Origin of the sequence: Hymenobacter rubripertinctus (assembly GCF_003583925.1) — a bacterium.
GTDB lineage: Bacteria > Bacteroidota > Bacteroidia > Cytophagales > Hymenobacteraceae > Hymenobacter > Hymenobacter rubripertinctus.
The window spans coordinates 122,170-135,658 of the sequence record NZ_QYCN01000015.1; the positions used below are offsets into that span (position 1 = coordinate 122,170).

Below are 13,489 nucleotides of genomic sequence, written 5' to 3' on the forward strand. Positions count from 1 at the left end.
GGCCGCCCGACTCCGGGCGGCAACAGGTGGCATAACAGCGGCCGGCCGGAAGTAGTTTGCGGCCCCGGGTGGTAGGCTTACACCGCCTGCTCCAGGGCCGCCACATCGGCCGCGCTGAGCAGGGCCAGGTGGCGGGTGATTTTCTCGGCCGGCCAGAACCACCACGCCAGCTTTTCGAGGCGGGCAATGGTGTCCTCCTCGAACCGGTAGCGCACCACCGTGGCGGGGTTGCCGGCCACTATGGCGTAGGCCGGCACGTGGCGCGTCACTACCGCTTTAGTGGCTACCACCGCTCCGTTGCCGATGTGGATGCCGGGCATAATGGTGGCCTCGTGCCCAATCCAGACGTCGTGGCCCACTACCGTGTCGCCCTTCGAGGGGTATTTCTCCGCTACCGACTGCCCGTTCATGGCCGTTTCCCAGCCGTGGCCGAAAATGGCGAAGGGAAAGGTGGAAACGGGCGCGGTTTCGTGGTTGCCCCCGTTCATGATGAACTTCACTCCGGAAGCCAGGGCGCAGAAGTTACCGATGATGAGCCGGTCGCCAATGAAATCGAAGTGGTAGAGAACGTTGCGCTCAAAGTTGGCGGGGTCCTCGAAGTCATCGTAATAGGTATAGTCGCCCACCTCAATGTTGGGCCGGGTGATGAGGTTGCGCAGGAAAACCAGCCGGCGGTGGTGCGGCAGCGGGTGGAGCGTGGCAGGATCAGGACCAGTCATAGAAGCAGGAAAGAGAGTCGCGAAAATAGCGCGCCGGCGCGGTTACTCCAGCCCCGGCTGCGCTTGGCCGACCTCATTGGTTTTGCGCAGCGGCAGCTCGGGCACGAACAGCGTCATCACGAAGCCCCCCGCCACCAGCAGCAGCGTAACGAGGTACACCCGCGAAATCGACTGCGAAAAGGCCGCTTTGAGCGCCGGCGAAGAAGGGATGCCCGCGGATACTACGGCCGGGCCTTCGCCCACCGGTGCCGCCTGAGCCGTGGGGGCTGAAGGAGCCACGCCGCCAGCCGGGCCAGCGGCGGGCAGGGCGCTGCTCAGGCCCAGCGTGAGGATGACCCCCAGCAGGGAGGCCGAAATGGCCCCGCCAATCTGCCGGAAAAACTGGCTGGCGGAGGTGGCCTGCCCGATAAACCGGGGCTCCACGGCGTTCTGAATGGCCAGCGTGTAAAGCGGCATGCTCGGACCCAGGCCCACCCCGCAAATCAGCAGATACGTGAGCACCTGCCCGTAACTGACGGTGGCCGGCATGGTGGCCAGCAGCAGCAGGCCCACCATGAGCACTACGAGGCCGGCCAGCATCCAGCGCTTGTAGTGGCCGTAGCGCGACACCATCTGGCCGGCCAGCAGCGAGCCCGTCACGACGCCCATCGAGAGCGGAATCAGGCTCACGCCGGCCCGGGTGGCGGTTTCGCCCAGCACGTTCACCATGAACAAAGGCTCGAAAATGATGAGGCCCAGAAACGCGCCGCCCAGCAGAAACAGCGCCGCGTTGGCCGTCCGAAACACCGGGTTTTTGAACAGACTAAAGGCCAGAATGGGGTTGGGGTGGCGCAGGCTGCGGCGCACAAACAGCGTGAGCAGCAAGGCCGCGCCGCCCAGCAGCCCCAGCGTGAGCGGGTGGCCCCAGCCGTAGTCGTTCTTGTTGAGCTGCAAGCCGATAACGAGCTGGCCCAGCCCCAGAATGAGCAGCAGCATCGAGAGGTAGTCGAGGCGGCGGCGCTCGGTGCGGGGGCGCAGGGGCGGCATTTGGGTGAGGATGAACCACAAGGCCAACGCGCCCAGCGGCAGGTTCACGTAGAATACCAGCCGCCAGCCCGCCACGCCCGGAATCAGTCCCGAGCCGTTATCGGTCAGGAACCCACCCAGAAACGGCCCCAGCACCGACGAGGTGCCGAACACGGCCCCCACGAAGCCCTGGTAGCGTCCGCGCTCGGCCGGCGGAAACAGGTCGGCAATGACAATGAAGGCCATGGCAAACAGGCCGGCCCCGCCCAACCCCTGCACGGCCCGGAACACGATGAGCTGGCTCATGCCGTCGCCGAGCAAGGGCAGGGTGCCGAATTCGCCGGCCAGCCCGCAAAGCATTGAGCCCAGTAAAAACACGCTCACGGCCACGATTTCGATGGTGCGCCGCGAGTACGTGTCAGCCAGCTTGCCATAAATAGGCACCAGCGCCGTGCTGGCCACCAGGTAGGCCGTGGCCACCCAGGTAAAGCGCTCCAGCCCGTGCAAATCGGCCACAATGCGCGGCAGCGCCGTGCTGACGATGGTCTGGTCGAGGGCTCCCAGGAACATGGCCAGCAGCACGCCGCCGAACGTGAGCATTCGCTGGCGATGGGTCAGGTCTTCCGTCATAGGCAACGCTCTACGGCTTTATCAGTTGCCAGTTGCCAGGAGTGAGTTGCCGGGCGAACGTCATTCAGCGCGTAGCGAAGAGTCTCGCGTGCTGATATTGCCTTACTGGCTGACGCTGTGACAAGGGATTTTCAACGGGTTCGGGCGAACGTCATTCTTCGCTGTGCGCTGAATGACGTTCGCCCGGCAACTCACTCCTGGCAACTGGCAACTCATCCATCCCTGGCAACTGACAACTGATAATTACCTTCGCGGGCCTATGCTGACTGCCACTACCATTGCCCTGCTGTGTTTATTTGCCTTTCTGGCTGGTCTGGTTGATGCCGTGGTGGGCGGGGGCGGGCTGATTCAGCTGCCGGCCATGCTGCTGCTGCTCAAGGGTACGCCGGTGCCCACCATTCTGGGCACGGGCAAGGTGTCGTCGTTGCTCGGGACGCTGGCGGCGTTGCGGCGCTACGCCGGGCAGGTGCCGCTACGGTGGCGGGCGGTGGGCACGGCGGCGGCCGTGGCGGGCGTGTTCTCGTTTCTGGGGGCGCGGGTAGTCAGCCACCTGCCCCAGGAGCTGCTGCCGCCGCTGGTGCTGGGCTTGTTGGTGGCCATTGCCCTCTACACCTTCTGGCGCAAGGATTTCGGTAGTATTCATGCGCCCCGGCTGCCGGCCGGCCGCGAGCCCTACTACGGGGCGGCCATGGGCGTGGTGCTGGGCTTCTACGACGGTTTTTTCGGCCCCGGCATGGGCTCGTTTCTGCTCTTCGCCTTTGTGGGCCTGTTTGGCTACGACTTCCTCTCGGCCTCGGCCTCGGCCAAGCTGGTGAATGCCGTCACCAACCTAACGGCCCTGGCCTATTTCGCCTACACCGGCCAGATTCTGTGGGCCGCCGCCCTGCCCATGGCCGCCAGCAACGTTGTCGGCTCCACCATCGGGGCCCACCTGGCCCTGCGCCACGGCACGGGCTTCGTGCGGGTGCTGTTTCTGGTGGTCGTCAGCGCCTTTATTCTGAAGCTGGGCTGGCAGGTATTCAGTGAATGAGTGATGCTTATCGTGGTACGCGAGCACCACGATAAGCATCACTCATTCACTGCTAATAGCCTGGCAGGCCCGGGGCGGGGTTGCCCTGGCTGGCGGGGGCGCTGGGCACGCCCATTTTTTCTTCGCGCTTGCGCTGGTACTTATCGAACTGGGCGGGACTGAGCACTTCCTTCATCATTTCCAGGCGCGACTGGCCGATGGTTTCTATCACGCCCGCCATCTTGCGCACGTCCTGGCGGTATTTGTGGCGGGCGGTTTCCACGTTGCGCACGCTCACGAGGTTGATCTGGCCCACGCGCTCCGCCTGTTGGGGGTTCAGGCCCAGGGCCTTCTGCATGTTGGTGGTGAGGCCGTTGGCGCGGGTAGCAATCTGCTCTTCGTTGAGGACGGGCGCGGGCGGCGCAGTGGCGGGGCGGGCGGCGGGCTTGGGCCGGGCCGGGGTTTGGGCCAGCAGGCCCGGTGCGGTGGCCAGCGTGAGGCCGGCAAGGAGCAGAAACGTTTTCATAACAAGCAGGAAGAAAAGCAAAACAACAAAATCGGCCGCGAACGGCCGCGGGTGGAGCAGGCTAGGAAAGATGGTGCCAGTTTTCGGCGACCGCCCACTACAACGGTCCGGCGGCAGTTAGATTGCCCGCCGGGGCAAAAATACTGCCTGCTGCCAATGGCTCCGCAACCTTTCCCCGCTAAATTCCTTACAGCGTATAATCTGCTCCTTCCTTTCCGACCGTTATGAAATCTGATACCCGTAATTCCTGGTTGGTGGCCGCCGCCAGCGCCGTTGGGCTGCTGGCCGCCACGCTTTATGCCAACCGCCGCGGCCGCTACGAGCTGGCCGGCCGCGTGGTACTCATCACGGGCGGCTCGCGTGGGCTGGGCCTGATTCTGGCCCGGCAGGCCGTGGCCGAAGGGGCCCGCGTAGCCATCTGCGCCCGCGACGCCGAAGAGCTGGCCCGCGCCCGCCAGGAGCTGACTGCCCACGGAGCCCAGGTGCTGACCCTGGCCCACGACCTGACCAACCCCGACGAAGTCCGGGCCATGGTGCAGCAGGTGCAGCAGCGCCTGGGCAGCATCGATGTGCTGCTCAACAACGCCGGCGTCATCAGCGTGGGCGCCCTCAACCACATGGAAGTGCGCGACTACGAAGATTCGCTGAACGTGCATTTCTGGGCCCCGCTGCACGCTATGCACGCCGTGCTACCCGATATGCGCCGGCGGGGCGAGGGCCGCATCGTGAATATTGCTTCCGTGGGCGGCAAGGTGGCCGTGCCCCATCTGGTACCCTACAGCGCCGGCAAATTCGCGCTGGTGGGGTTGTCCGAGGGCTTCCGGGCCGAGCTGCTGCAATATGGTATCCGGGTAACCACCGTGTGCCCCGGCCTGATGCGCACCGGCAGCCCGCGCAACGCCACCCTCAAAGGGCAGCACCAGCTGGAGTACGCCTGGTTCAGCCTGGCCGACTCGTTGCCGGCCCTGTCGATGGATGCGGAGAGGGCGGGCCGCGAAATCTGGAATGCCTGCCGCCGGGGCGAAGCCGAGGTGGTGCTGGGGCTGCCCGCCAAGCTGCTGGCGGCTTTTCACGGCCTGCTGCCCGGCACCACGGCCAACGTGCTCAGCTGGCTCAACCGGGCCCTGCCCGGCCCCACCGACCTGATGGGCAACGAGCGCCGCTTCGGTTACGAGAGCGAATCGGCGGCCAGCCCCTCCTGGCTGACTACCCTCACCCAACAGGCCGCCGCCGATAATAATGAATGCTAAGGCCGCTTAGCCCGGCATCCGCCACCCAGCGTCATAAGCCAGAATAGCCCGCCCAAATTGGACGGGCTATTCTGGCTTATGACGCTGGGTGGCGGATGCCGGATTTAGCGGGCGTACACCGAGGTGTAGGTGGTCGTGCCCTGCTCACCGGTCTGGGTGAGCTTCACGCGCAGGGTGGTGGCGCTGAGCTCTTCCACGAAGAAATGGCGGGTTACGTCGGGCTGCGCTACGGTCAGCGAGTCGCCGGTGAGCTTCCAGGAGCCGGTGAGCTGCTGGGGGGCCTCGGGGTGAGCTTTGAGGGCCGCCTCATCCAGCACGAACGTGCCATCGGCCTTAAACGTGTGCAGGTTGTCGCGCTGGGCAGCCTTCAGGCGGGGCAGAATGTCGACGGTGGTGGGGGTGGTAACGGCCGGGGTGGCGGTGGCCAGCGTGAGGCTGGTCAGGTGCCAGGCGCCGGCGGCCAGCATCTGCGGTTTCGACTGCGTAGCAGCCACTGCAACGTCCTGGGCGGGGGCCTTCAACTCTTCAATCTCTTTCTCACAGGAGGCTAGCACCAGGGGGCTTGCCAACAGGCTCAGGATTACGGGCAGTTTCTTCATGAAAACGAATTTGGGTAAATGTTCAACCTTGGGCTGGCAGGGGTAGTCTCTCTGCGATTCGCACCTTCCTGCCAACGTCCAACTTCACTACTACGTCAACAGCTTGGTGTCTGTCGCTGTGCAAATCTAAGTAATTATAAATCGTAGTTGTTCAGGCCTTTAAGTAAAAAGGTGGATTTTTACTACATGGTATCTGATGGGTGCAATAATTAGTGTATTTTCTTGATAACGTGGCGATTAATTCTAGGAAAAATAAAAAAGCCCACTACCGGGCTGGCAACGGGCTCTTGAATGTCGTAATTGTACTATACTGTTAATTAGTTTCCGGCTGACACCGGGAGCAGGTGTAAGTGGCCCTGCCCCCGACATAGCTTTTTACAATTGGCGTACTGGGGTGGCGGGGGCAGTACTGGTGCTGGTCGGTGCCGGGCGTAGCGGAATCATCCCATTCGCGGGCATGAATGAGGAAGCTGGCCGGGAAGTCGCGGTAGTTGGCCTCGTGGGCAATGGCCGTGCGCAGCACCAGCTGAATGGCCGCGTGCACCCGCTTGCTTTCGGCCGCCGTGAGGCTGCTGGCCACCCGCCCGGGATGAATTTTGGCCTGAAACAGCACCTCGTCCACGATCCAGTTGCCCAGCCCGGCCGTGAGGCGCTGGTCGAGCAGCAGGGGTTTGAGCAGGGTGTTGCGCTTGGCCAGCTTGTCGGTCAGTTCGGCTCCGGTGAGGTCCAGGGCGTCGGGGCCGAGCTTTTTGGCCAGGCGGTAGGCGGCCACGCTCTCGGCCAGCCGAATGCGGCCAAACTTGCGCGGATCAACGAAGGCCGCGCGCAAGCCCGAGTCGAGGTGCAGGGCCACGCGGGTGAAGCGGGGTGCGTCGGCTTCGTCGCGGTAGGCCCCCACGTCGCCACTCATGCCAAAGTGCAGCACCAGCACGCGGCTGTCGTCGAGCAGCAGAAAGCAGTTCTTGCCCAGCCGGCTGGTGCCCGTGATGGTGCGGCCCACCAGCGCCCGGCGCAGGGTATCTTCTTCGGTGCCCAGCACATGGGCATCTTTCACCTCGAAGGTGGTAATGGTCTGGCCAACTACCAGGTCATCGAGAAAGCGGCGGTAGGTTTCGACCTCGGGTAGTTCGGGCATTCGGCGGAGTTTCGGAGAGGAGAGGTTTGCGAGCAGGAAAGTGAGCCGTTCAGGCTCGCTCAGGCCATAACAAACCGCTGCGCCGATTGTGAGCTGTGGCTGAAAATAGGCTGCTGATGAGGCCGCCACCGCATCGGTTTTCACCTTCTCAGGCAAGTACGGCCGCTGTTGCCAGTTGGCTTTCTCGCAGAGGTGAGCAGAAGTATTCGCGCAGGTAAAAGGCGGTCTGTTAGATTGTTCGCTGCGCTCTTTTCAAAGCCGCAGCTCCCCCTGCACCACCACCACGCCCTGCCCGCCGATGTGGACGGCCTCCATGGCCCCGGGCGGCCCCTGCACCCGTACCCGCACCGTGCCGGGGCGGCCCATCCAATGGCCCTGCTCGGCCACGAACTCGGGCTGCGGCAATAGGCCGTAGTGCCAGAGGTAGGCGGCCATGCCACCGGTGGCCGAGCCCGTTACGGGGTCTTCGGGCAGGTCGGGCGGGGTGCAGAAGTGGCGGGCGAAGGTGGTGCCGGCCGGCGTGGCCCCTGCCAGGCAGAACAGGTGGGAGCTGAAGAAGCCGCTGGCGCGGCGGTAGGCATCGAGCGCGGCCGGGTCGGGCAGATGCGCCCGGCGCAGAGTGTCCGCGTCGCGCAGCAGCACCATAAGCTGGGGCGTACCGGTGCTCACCGTCTGAACAACGGAGCCGGGCCGCAGGTCGGCCGGGGTGAGGCCGAACAGGGGCAGCACGTCGGCCGGCGCGTGCAGCGGCCCGAACTCGGGGCGGCGCTGGGTCATGCGGATGAGGTGGGGCTGGCCGGCTTCGGCGGGGGAAACCCGGATGGCTACCGGGCCGTGGAGCAGCTCCAGGTGCAAATCGAGGGGGCCGCTGCCGGGGCGGGCCAGGCGGCCGGTATGCAGCAGGGCTGTGAGCGTGGCAATGGTCGGGTGGCCGGCCAGCGGGATTTCCTCGCCCGGCGTGAAGTAGCGCACCCCGAACTCGGCCACCGCCGAGCGGCGCACAAAGGCCGTTTCCGACTGGTTGAACTCCCGGGCCAGGCGTTGCATCTGGTCGTCGGTCAGGTCGTCGGCATCGAGCACCACGGCGCAGGGGTTGCCGCCCAGGGCCGTATCGGTAAAGGCATCCACCAGCAGAAACGGATAAACCGGCATAGCTGTAAAAGTTAGGAGTGAGCCCCAAAGATAAACGGCCGGATAGATGGGCTGGCAGGGGCAAAAACAGAACGTCATTCCGCACACTGGCTTGATGCGCCACATGCTCAGAATGACGTTCCTTTTCTCACTTCTCACTTCTCACTTCTCACTTCTCACTTCTCGGCTACGACGGGTCCGTCAGCCGGGCTACTTGCCGGCCCTGGGTGTCAAAAATGTCGCCCGAACGGCTGATGTAGAGGCGGCGCTGCTGCCCGTCCACCAGCACATAGGGGTAGGTCAGGCTCTCGGAGCGAGTGAGGCGGCCGACTACCTGCGTCGTCTGCTCGTCGCGGTCGAGGTGCACCACGCTCAGGCGGCTGGTCACGTAGAAATCCTCGTCGGGTTTGTCGCGGAACGTGATTTTGCCCAGCACGGTGGCCGGCGCGGCCGGCCGCGCCGCKACCTGGCGCMCGGGGGGCGGCGGGGGCGGGGCCAGGAGGGCCGGGGCGGCCGACGGTGCGCCGGCGCGGGTGCTGGCCGCAATCTGCTGGCTGGCGCGCTGCCAGCCCTGCCCGATGGCCCTGAGGCGCGCCTGACGGCCGGGGKGGGKGGGGGAGGCCTGCTCGTCGGACACCACGGCCATGCCGGCCTGGGCCTGGGCCAGCCCGGCTCCCATTTTCCGGAGCACGAAGCCCGAAAACTCGTCGGCTTCCAGCTCATCGGCGGGGTTGGAGCCGCCCCCGCGCAGGGTGTGCCCGTTGAGATGATGCCCCATTTCGTGGGCCAGAATGCTGATGCCCGCCCAGTCGGTGCGGCCGGCCTGGTTCACGGCGGCCACGAACCGGGGGTTGTAGAGCAGGTAGCGCTGCCCCCCGTACACGACGGCCGCCGCATTCTGCACCTCCGTGGTGGCACGGAGCTGGAAACGGGGCTTCAGGCCCACTACGTCCGTGATTTCGCGCAACACGTCGGGCTGGGCGTTGGCCGTTTGAGCCGAGGCCAGGGAAGCGGTCAGCAAAAGCCACCCGGCAAGGACCAGACCTGCGAAACGGCGGAAAAAGCGAGTGGTTCTCATGAAAAAATCCAGTTAAGTATCCGAAGGTTTACGCAACTATCCTGCCGAAAAAGCGGCTGATTGGCCCAGCCCGTGAACGGACGGGAATCCTGCAAATAAGGAATTTCTATATTTGACGCGGGGTTGGGTAGAAGCAGCAGACAGTGGGGGTCAAATAAGAAGAACGGGTAAGCTACAGGATCTGTATGAAAAAAACACAATTGACTCGGAATGTTAGCCGGCTCGTGGCAACCGGAACCCTGGCCTTATGGGGTGGGCTGGCTACGCTGGCCCAGGCCCAGGAAGCCTGCCTGCTCGAACCGCTGCCCCTGGCCCGGCGCGTGGCCGCCGCCCCACTCATCGTGGAAGCCCGGGTGCAGGTCGTGCGCAGCCAGGATGAGGGTCCGCGCATCGTTACGCACCACGAGCTGGAGGTGTTTAAAGTGTTCCGGGGTACGTTACCCGGGGGCGCGCTGGTGCTCACGACCGAGGGCGGTACGGTAGGCCTGCGCCGGGAGGAAGTCTCGAACTCGCCCGCGCTGGCCGTGGGGCAGCAGGCGGTTTTTCTGCTGGAACCCGACCCCGCCCACCCCAGCCACTACCGCCTGAGCGCGGGTCCGCAGGGCTTGTTGCTTTACGACCTGAACCTGGCCATTGCCGCCGACCCGTTTCACCGCTACGCGAGTATCGGGGGCGAGCTGTACGGGGCGCTGACGCAGCTGACGGGGCAGCCCGTGCGGGTCGTGCAACCCAATGCGGCGCTCACGGCCCGCCTGAACCGGGTAGCCCGGCCCGGGGCCACGCCCGTTATCAGCAGCTTCAGCCCGACTACCGTTACGGCGGGCACGTTCACGGTGCTCACCATCAACGGCTCGGGCTTTGGCGCGACCCAGGGCAGCGGCTCGGTGGGGTTCAGCAACGCCAACAACGGCGGCACCTCGTTCGTGTCGCCCCTGGGTCCCGATTACTTGGCCTGGTCGGATACCCAGATCCGGGTGCGGGTGCCCTCGGCCACCATCGGCGGCTCCGGGGCGGCCGGCACGGGGCGGCTGCTCATCACCAACGGTACCGCCGAAACCAGCCTCAGCGCCGACAACCTGCAAGTAGACTACGCGCTGGCGAACGTGAACTCCGGCAACCAACCCTACCGGGTGGCCATGGTGGGCCGCGACGGGGCGGGCGGCTACACGCTCCAGTACAACACGAATTTTGCCGCCAATACCGCCGCCAAAGCCTCCTTTGAGCGGTCCATTGCCACCTGGCGGAACGGGGTGGGGGCGAACCGCAAGTCGGCCCCCACCACCACGGCCATTAACCTCAACGCCAGCGACGGGGTGAACGTGGTGAGCTTCGATGACGCCACCGATCTGCCCGCCGGCGTGCTGGGCACCACCTATTCCTACTACTCGGGCTGCTCCACCGGCGGCGGACCGCTCAACTGGGTGCTCACCGAAACCGATTACATCTACGACGGGCAGCGCAACTGGCAGTTTGGCCCGGCCGCGCCCACGGGCGGACAGTTCGATTTCGAAACCGTATCCCTGCACGAGCTCGGCCACGGCATCCAGCTGGGCCACATCATCAAGCCCGGGGCCGTGATGCACTACGCCATTGGGGCCAATAGCCGCAACCGGGTACTGAACGCCACCAACGACGTGGCCGGGGCTAATGCCGAAATCGACTTCAGCCTGACCGCTCCCCGCTGTGGCAATATGGTGTACGCCCGCCTCGCCCCCGTGCCGCTGCCCGTTACGCTGGTCCGGTTCGGGGCCGTCCGCCAGGGCCGGCAGGTGGTGCTGAGTTGGGAAACGGCCACTGAGCTGAACAGCGACTTTTTTGCGGTGGAAACCTCCGCCACGGGCACCGACGACTGGCAGGAACTTGCCCGGCAGCCCGCTGCGGGCACCACCAGCTCCGCGCGCACCTACCGCTACCTCGACCCGCGCCCGCCCCTGGCCGCCCGGCAGTACTACCGCCTGCGCCAGCAGGACATCGATGGCAGCGTGCACTACTCCTCGGTCGTAGTAGTGGCCCGCCCCAACGAAATGGCGGGGCTGAGCGCCTACCCCAACCCGTTCACCCACGAGCTGACGTTGCGCGTGCCGGCCCCGGTAGCGGCCACGGTGCGCCTGCTCAGCCTCACGGGGCAGGTGGTGCATACGCAGGTGCTGCCGGCCGGCCAGCTGGCCCCGACACTCAGCACCCCTGCGCTGCGCCCCGGCGTGTACCTGCTGGAATGGCGCGCCCCCGACGGCCAAACGGCCCGCACGCGGGTAGAGAAGCGGTGATTCGGTGGGGCGGTGAGTAAGTGACTCGGTGAATGAGTGCGCTCGTTACGGGCGGCGCGAAGCACCCGAAGCACAGCGCAGCTAAGTTGCCCCTTTCAGCCCGCGAAACCTTTATTTCAGCGCAAAGCCCCTGACGTGATTACGTCAGGGGCTTTGTATTTGGCAGGGGGGTGGACTGCGGCAAGCACGGATCAGCTGCGCGCCGCTCCCAACGACCGACCAAACTCACCGACTCACTCACTCACTCACCGCCCCACCGCCGCCAGGGGGCGTTCGCCGATTTGCTGGCGCCACATGGCGTAGTAGAGGCCGCGCTGTTCGAGCAGCTCGGCGTGGCGGCCGGCTTCGGCCACGTGGCCGCGTTCGAGTACGAAGATGCGGTCGGCGTGCAGGATGGTGCTCAGGCGGTGGGCGATGAGGATGGTGATGTGCTGGCGCGAACCCGACAGCTCCCGCACCGTCTGGCTGATTTCCTCCTCCGTGAGCGAGTCGAGGGCCGAGGTGGCCTCATCGAACACGAGCAGCGTGGGGCGGCGCAGCAAAGCCCGCGCGATGCTCAGGCGCTGCTTTTCGCCCCCCGAGACCTTCACGCCGCCCTCGCCGATGACCGTGTCGAGGCCCAGCGGGGCGCGGGCGAGCAGCGACTCGGCCGCGGCCTGGCGCAGGGCTTCGAGGCACTGCGCGTCGGTGGCGTTGGGGGCCACGAAGCGCAGGTTTTCGCGGATGGTGCCGGCGAACAGTTGGGTGTCCTGGGTCACGAAGCCGATTTGCTCGCGCAGCGTGTCCAGGTCGAGCTCGGGGCCGGGGATGCCGTTGTAGAGAATCCGGCCGGCGGCGGGCGGGTAGAGGCCCACCAGCAGCTTGACCAGGGTGGTTTTGCCCGAGCCCGAAGGCCCCACAAAGGCAATGGTTTCGCCCAGCTTAGTCTGGAAACTGATGCCGGCCAAAGCCGGGGTGCTGGCCGTGAGGTGCTGGAAATGCACGTCGTCGAATTCCAGCGTTTCGATCTGGTCGATGACTTTGGGGTGGGCCGGCTTGAGCTCCTTGGGCGTGTCGAGAATCTGCTGGTAGTTGGCCAGCGAGGCTTCGGTTTCGCGGTACACGTTGATGATGGTGCCCATCTCCTGGAGCGGCCCAAAAATGGCGAACGAGTAGATGAAGAACGAGAAGAACTCGCCCACCGAAATGGTCTGCCTTACCACCAGATACAGCAGCATGAGCAGAATCACGTTGCGCATCAGGTTCACGAACGTGCCCTGAATGAACGACAAGGAGCGCAGGTACCGCACCTTGCGCAGCTCCAGCTTCAGGATTTTCTCGGTGGTGGCGTTCAGGCGCAACGTTTCCTGCTGGGCCAGCCCGAGGCTCTTAATCAGTTCGATGTTGCGCAGGCTTTCAGTAGTGGAGCCCGCCAAAGCCGTGGTTTCGGCCACAATGGTCTTCTGAATCACCTTGATGCGCTTGCTCAGATACAGGCTTAGGGAGCCCAGCAGCGGAATGGTAAGGAAGTAAACCGCCGCAATGGGCCAGTACACGCTCAAGGCGTACCAGGTCACGAACACAATGCCCACCAGCGAAATGAACAGGATGTTGACGAAGCTCTGGATGAGCTTCTCCACGTCGGTGCGCACCTTCTGGAGCTTGCCCAGGGTTTCGCCCGAGCGCTGGTCCTCGAACACCTGGTAGGGTAGCTCCAGGGAGTGGCGCAACCCGTCGGAGTATAATTCGGCCCCGAGGCGCTGGGTGATGACGTTGGTGTAGTAGTCCTGGAAATTCTTGGCGATGCGGCTGACCATGGCCACGCCCATGGCCTGCAAAATGAGCAGGCCCGCCCCGCCCATCAGGAAGGTCCAGAACCCGTTTTCGAGCACGTTGGTCCCGGCTTTCACCACGTGCCGGTCAATAATCTGGCGGAAAATATAGGGGTCGAGCAGGGAAAAAACCTGGTTGACGGCGGCCAGCAGCAGGGCCAGCACCAGCAGCCCGCGGTAGTGCCGCAGGTAAGTGAAAAGGATTTTCATTCAGCAGAAAGAGGGGAATCAATAGGAAAGCGCCTGGCCCACCGGAAAGTTTCGGGAGGCCGATGCGTTGCGCCTCACCCCCTAGCCCCCTCTCCGAAAAAGGAAAGGGGGAACTAGAT

11 protein-coding genes are annotated in these 13,489 nt (G+C 64.8%); 3 read left to right on the forward strand and 8 right to left on the reverse strand.

Annotation, left to right across the window (positions count from 1 at the left end; all coding sequences use genetic code 11):
* Positions 1-77: 77 nt before the first annotated feature.
* Together D0T11_RS11600 and D0T11_RS11605 are read right to left on the reverse strand one after the other, a co-directional pair.
* Positions 78-719 (reverse strand): CatB-related O-acetyltransferase, encoded by a 642-nt coding sequence (locus D0T11_RS11600; protein WP_119655951.1) that lies wholly within the window; start codon positions 717-719, stop codon positions 78-80.
* 42 nt (positions 720-761) lie between these two features.
* A complete protein-coding gene (locus D0T11_RS11605; protein ID WP_245990779.1) occupies positions 762-2,354 on the reverse strand; it encodes an MDR family MFS transporter in 1,593 nt (530 codons plus the stop codon).
* Between the two features lie 259 nt (positions 2,355-2,613).
* Here D0T11_RS11605 and D0T11_RS11610 point away from each other — a divergent pair, with 259 nt between their 5' ends.
* Entirely contained in the window at positions 2,614-3,384 is a 771-nt protein-coding gene (locus tag D0T11_RS11610; protein ID WP_119655952.1) for a sulfite exporter TauE/SafE family protein, read from the forward strand.
* 52 nt (positions 3,385-3,436) lie between these two features.
* Here the strand turns inward: D0T11_RS11610 and D0T11_RS11615 are convergent, their stop codons facing one another.
* The gene (locus D0T11_RS11615; RefSeq protein ID WP_119655953.1) at positions 3,437-3,889 is read right to left on the reverse strand and encodes a hypothetical protein; all 453 of its coding nucleotides are present in this window, start codon (positions 3,887-3,889) and stop codon (positions 3,437-3,439) included.
* A 224-nt stretch (positions 3,890-4,113) separates the two neighbouring features.
* Between D0T11_RS11615 and D0T11_RS11620 the strand changes: the two genes are divergently transcribed.
* Positions 4,114-5,139 carry an SDR family NAD(P)-dependent oxidoreductase gene (locus D0T11_RS11620; RefSeq protein WP_119655954.1) on the forward strand — a complete coding sequence of 342 codons (1,026 nt, stop codon included), beginning with the start codon at positions 4,114-4,116 and terminating at the stop codon, positions 5,137-5,139.
* A gap of 104 nt (positions 5,140-5,243) precedes the next feature.
* Here D0T11_RS11620 and D0T11_RS11625 read toward each other — a convergent pair whose 3' ends face one another.
* The 4 genes from D0T11_RS11625 to D0T11_RS11640 all read right to left on the reverse strand — a co-directional run bounded on the left by D0T11_RS11625 (position 5,244) and on the right by D0T11_RS11640 (position 9,025).
* Positions 5,244-5,738: a DUF5004 domain-containing protein gene (locus tag D0T11_RS11625; protein ID WP_119655955.1), complete on the reverse strand. Its 495-nt coding sequence runs from the start codon at positions 5,736-5,738 to the stop codon at positions 5,244-5,246.
* Positions 5,739-6,051: 313 nt separating this feature from the next.
* Positions 6,052-6,873: a DNA-formamidopyrimidine glycosylase gene (mutM, locus tag D0T11_RS11630; RefSeq protein WP_119655956.1), complete on the reverse strand. Its 822-nt coding sequence runs from the start codon at positions 6,871-6,873 to the stop codon at positions 6,052-6,054.
* A 252-nt stretch (positions 6,874-7,125) separates the two neighbouring features.
* The gene (locus D0T11_RS11635) at positions 7,126-8,025 is read right to left on the reverse strand and encodes a PhzF family phenazine biosynthesis protein (RefSeq protein ID WP_119655957.1); all 900 of its coding nucleotides are present in this window, start codon (positions 8,023-8,025) and stop codon (positions 7,126-7,128) included.
* Positions 8,026-8,191: 166 nt separating this feature from the next.
* Positions 8,192-9,025: a M48 family metalloprotease gene (locus D0T11_RS11640; protein ID WP_119655958.1), complete on the reverse strand. Its 834-nt coding sequence runs from the start codon at positions 9,023-9,025 to the stop codon at positions 8,192-8,194.
* A gap of 281 nt (positions 9,026-9,306) precedes the next feature.
* Between D0T11_RS11640 and D0T11_RS11645 the strand changes: the two genes are divergently transcribed.
* Positions 9,307-11,349 (forward strand): matrixin family metalloprotease, encoded by a 2,043-nt coding sequence (locus D0T11_RS11645; protein WP_119655959.1) that lies wholly within the window; start codon positions 9,307-9,309, stop codon positions 11,347-11,349.
* 245 nt (positions 11,350-11,594) lie between these two features.
* Here the strand turns inward: D0T11_RS11645 and D0T11_RS11650 are convergent, their stop codons facing one another.
* Complete coding sequence (locus D0T11_RS11650) at positions 11,595-13,370, reverse strand: ABC transporter ATP-binding protein (RefSeq protein WP_119655960.1); 1,776 nt, start codon at positions 13,368-13,370, stop codon at positions 11,595-11,597.
* Positions 13,371-13,489: the final 119 nt, after the last annotated feature.

Coding starts and splice junctions, on each gene's coding strand:
- D0T11_RS11605 (WP_245990779.1), bottom strand. CDS start 2,354: ATGACGGAAGACCTGACCCATCGCCAGCGAATGCTCACGTTCGGCGGC.
- D0T11_RS11615 (WP_119655953.1), bottom strand. CDS start 3,889: ATGAAAACGTTTCTGCTCCTTGCCGGCCTCACGCTGGCCACCGCACCG.
- D0T11_RS11600 (WP_119655951.1), bottom strand. CDS start 719: ATGACTGGTCCTGATCCTGCCACGCTCCACCCGCTGCCGCACCACCGC.
- D0T11_RS11610 (WP_119655952.1), top strand. CDS start 2,614: ATGCTGACTGCCACTACCATTGCCCTGCTGTGTTTATTTGCCTTTCTG.
- mutM (WP_119655956.1), bottom strand. CDS start 6,873: ATGCCCGAACTACCCGAGGTCGAAACCTACCGCCGCTTTCTCGATGAC.
- D0T11_RS11625 (WP_119655955.1), bottom strand. CDS start 5,738: ATGAAGAAACTGCCCGTAATCCTGAGCCTGTTGGCAAGCCCCCTGGTG.
- D0T11_RS11635 (WP_119655957.1), bottom strand. CDS start 8,025: ATGCCGGTTTATCCGTTTCTGCTGGTGGATGCCTTTACCGATACGGCC.
- D0T11_RS11620 (WP_119655954.1), top strand. CDS start 4,114: ATGAAATCTGATACCCGTAATTCCTGGTTGGTGGCCGCCGCCAGCGCC.
- D0T11_RS11650 (WP_119655960.1), bottom strand. CDS start 13,370: ATGAAAATCCTTTTCACTTACCTGCGGCACTACCGCGGGCTGCTGGTG.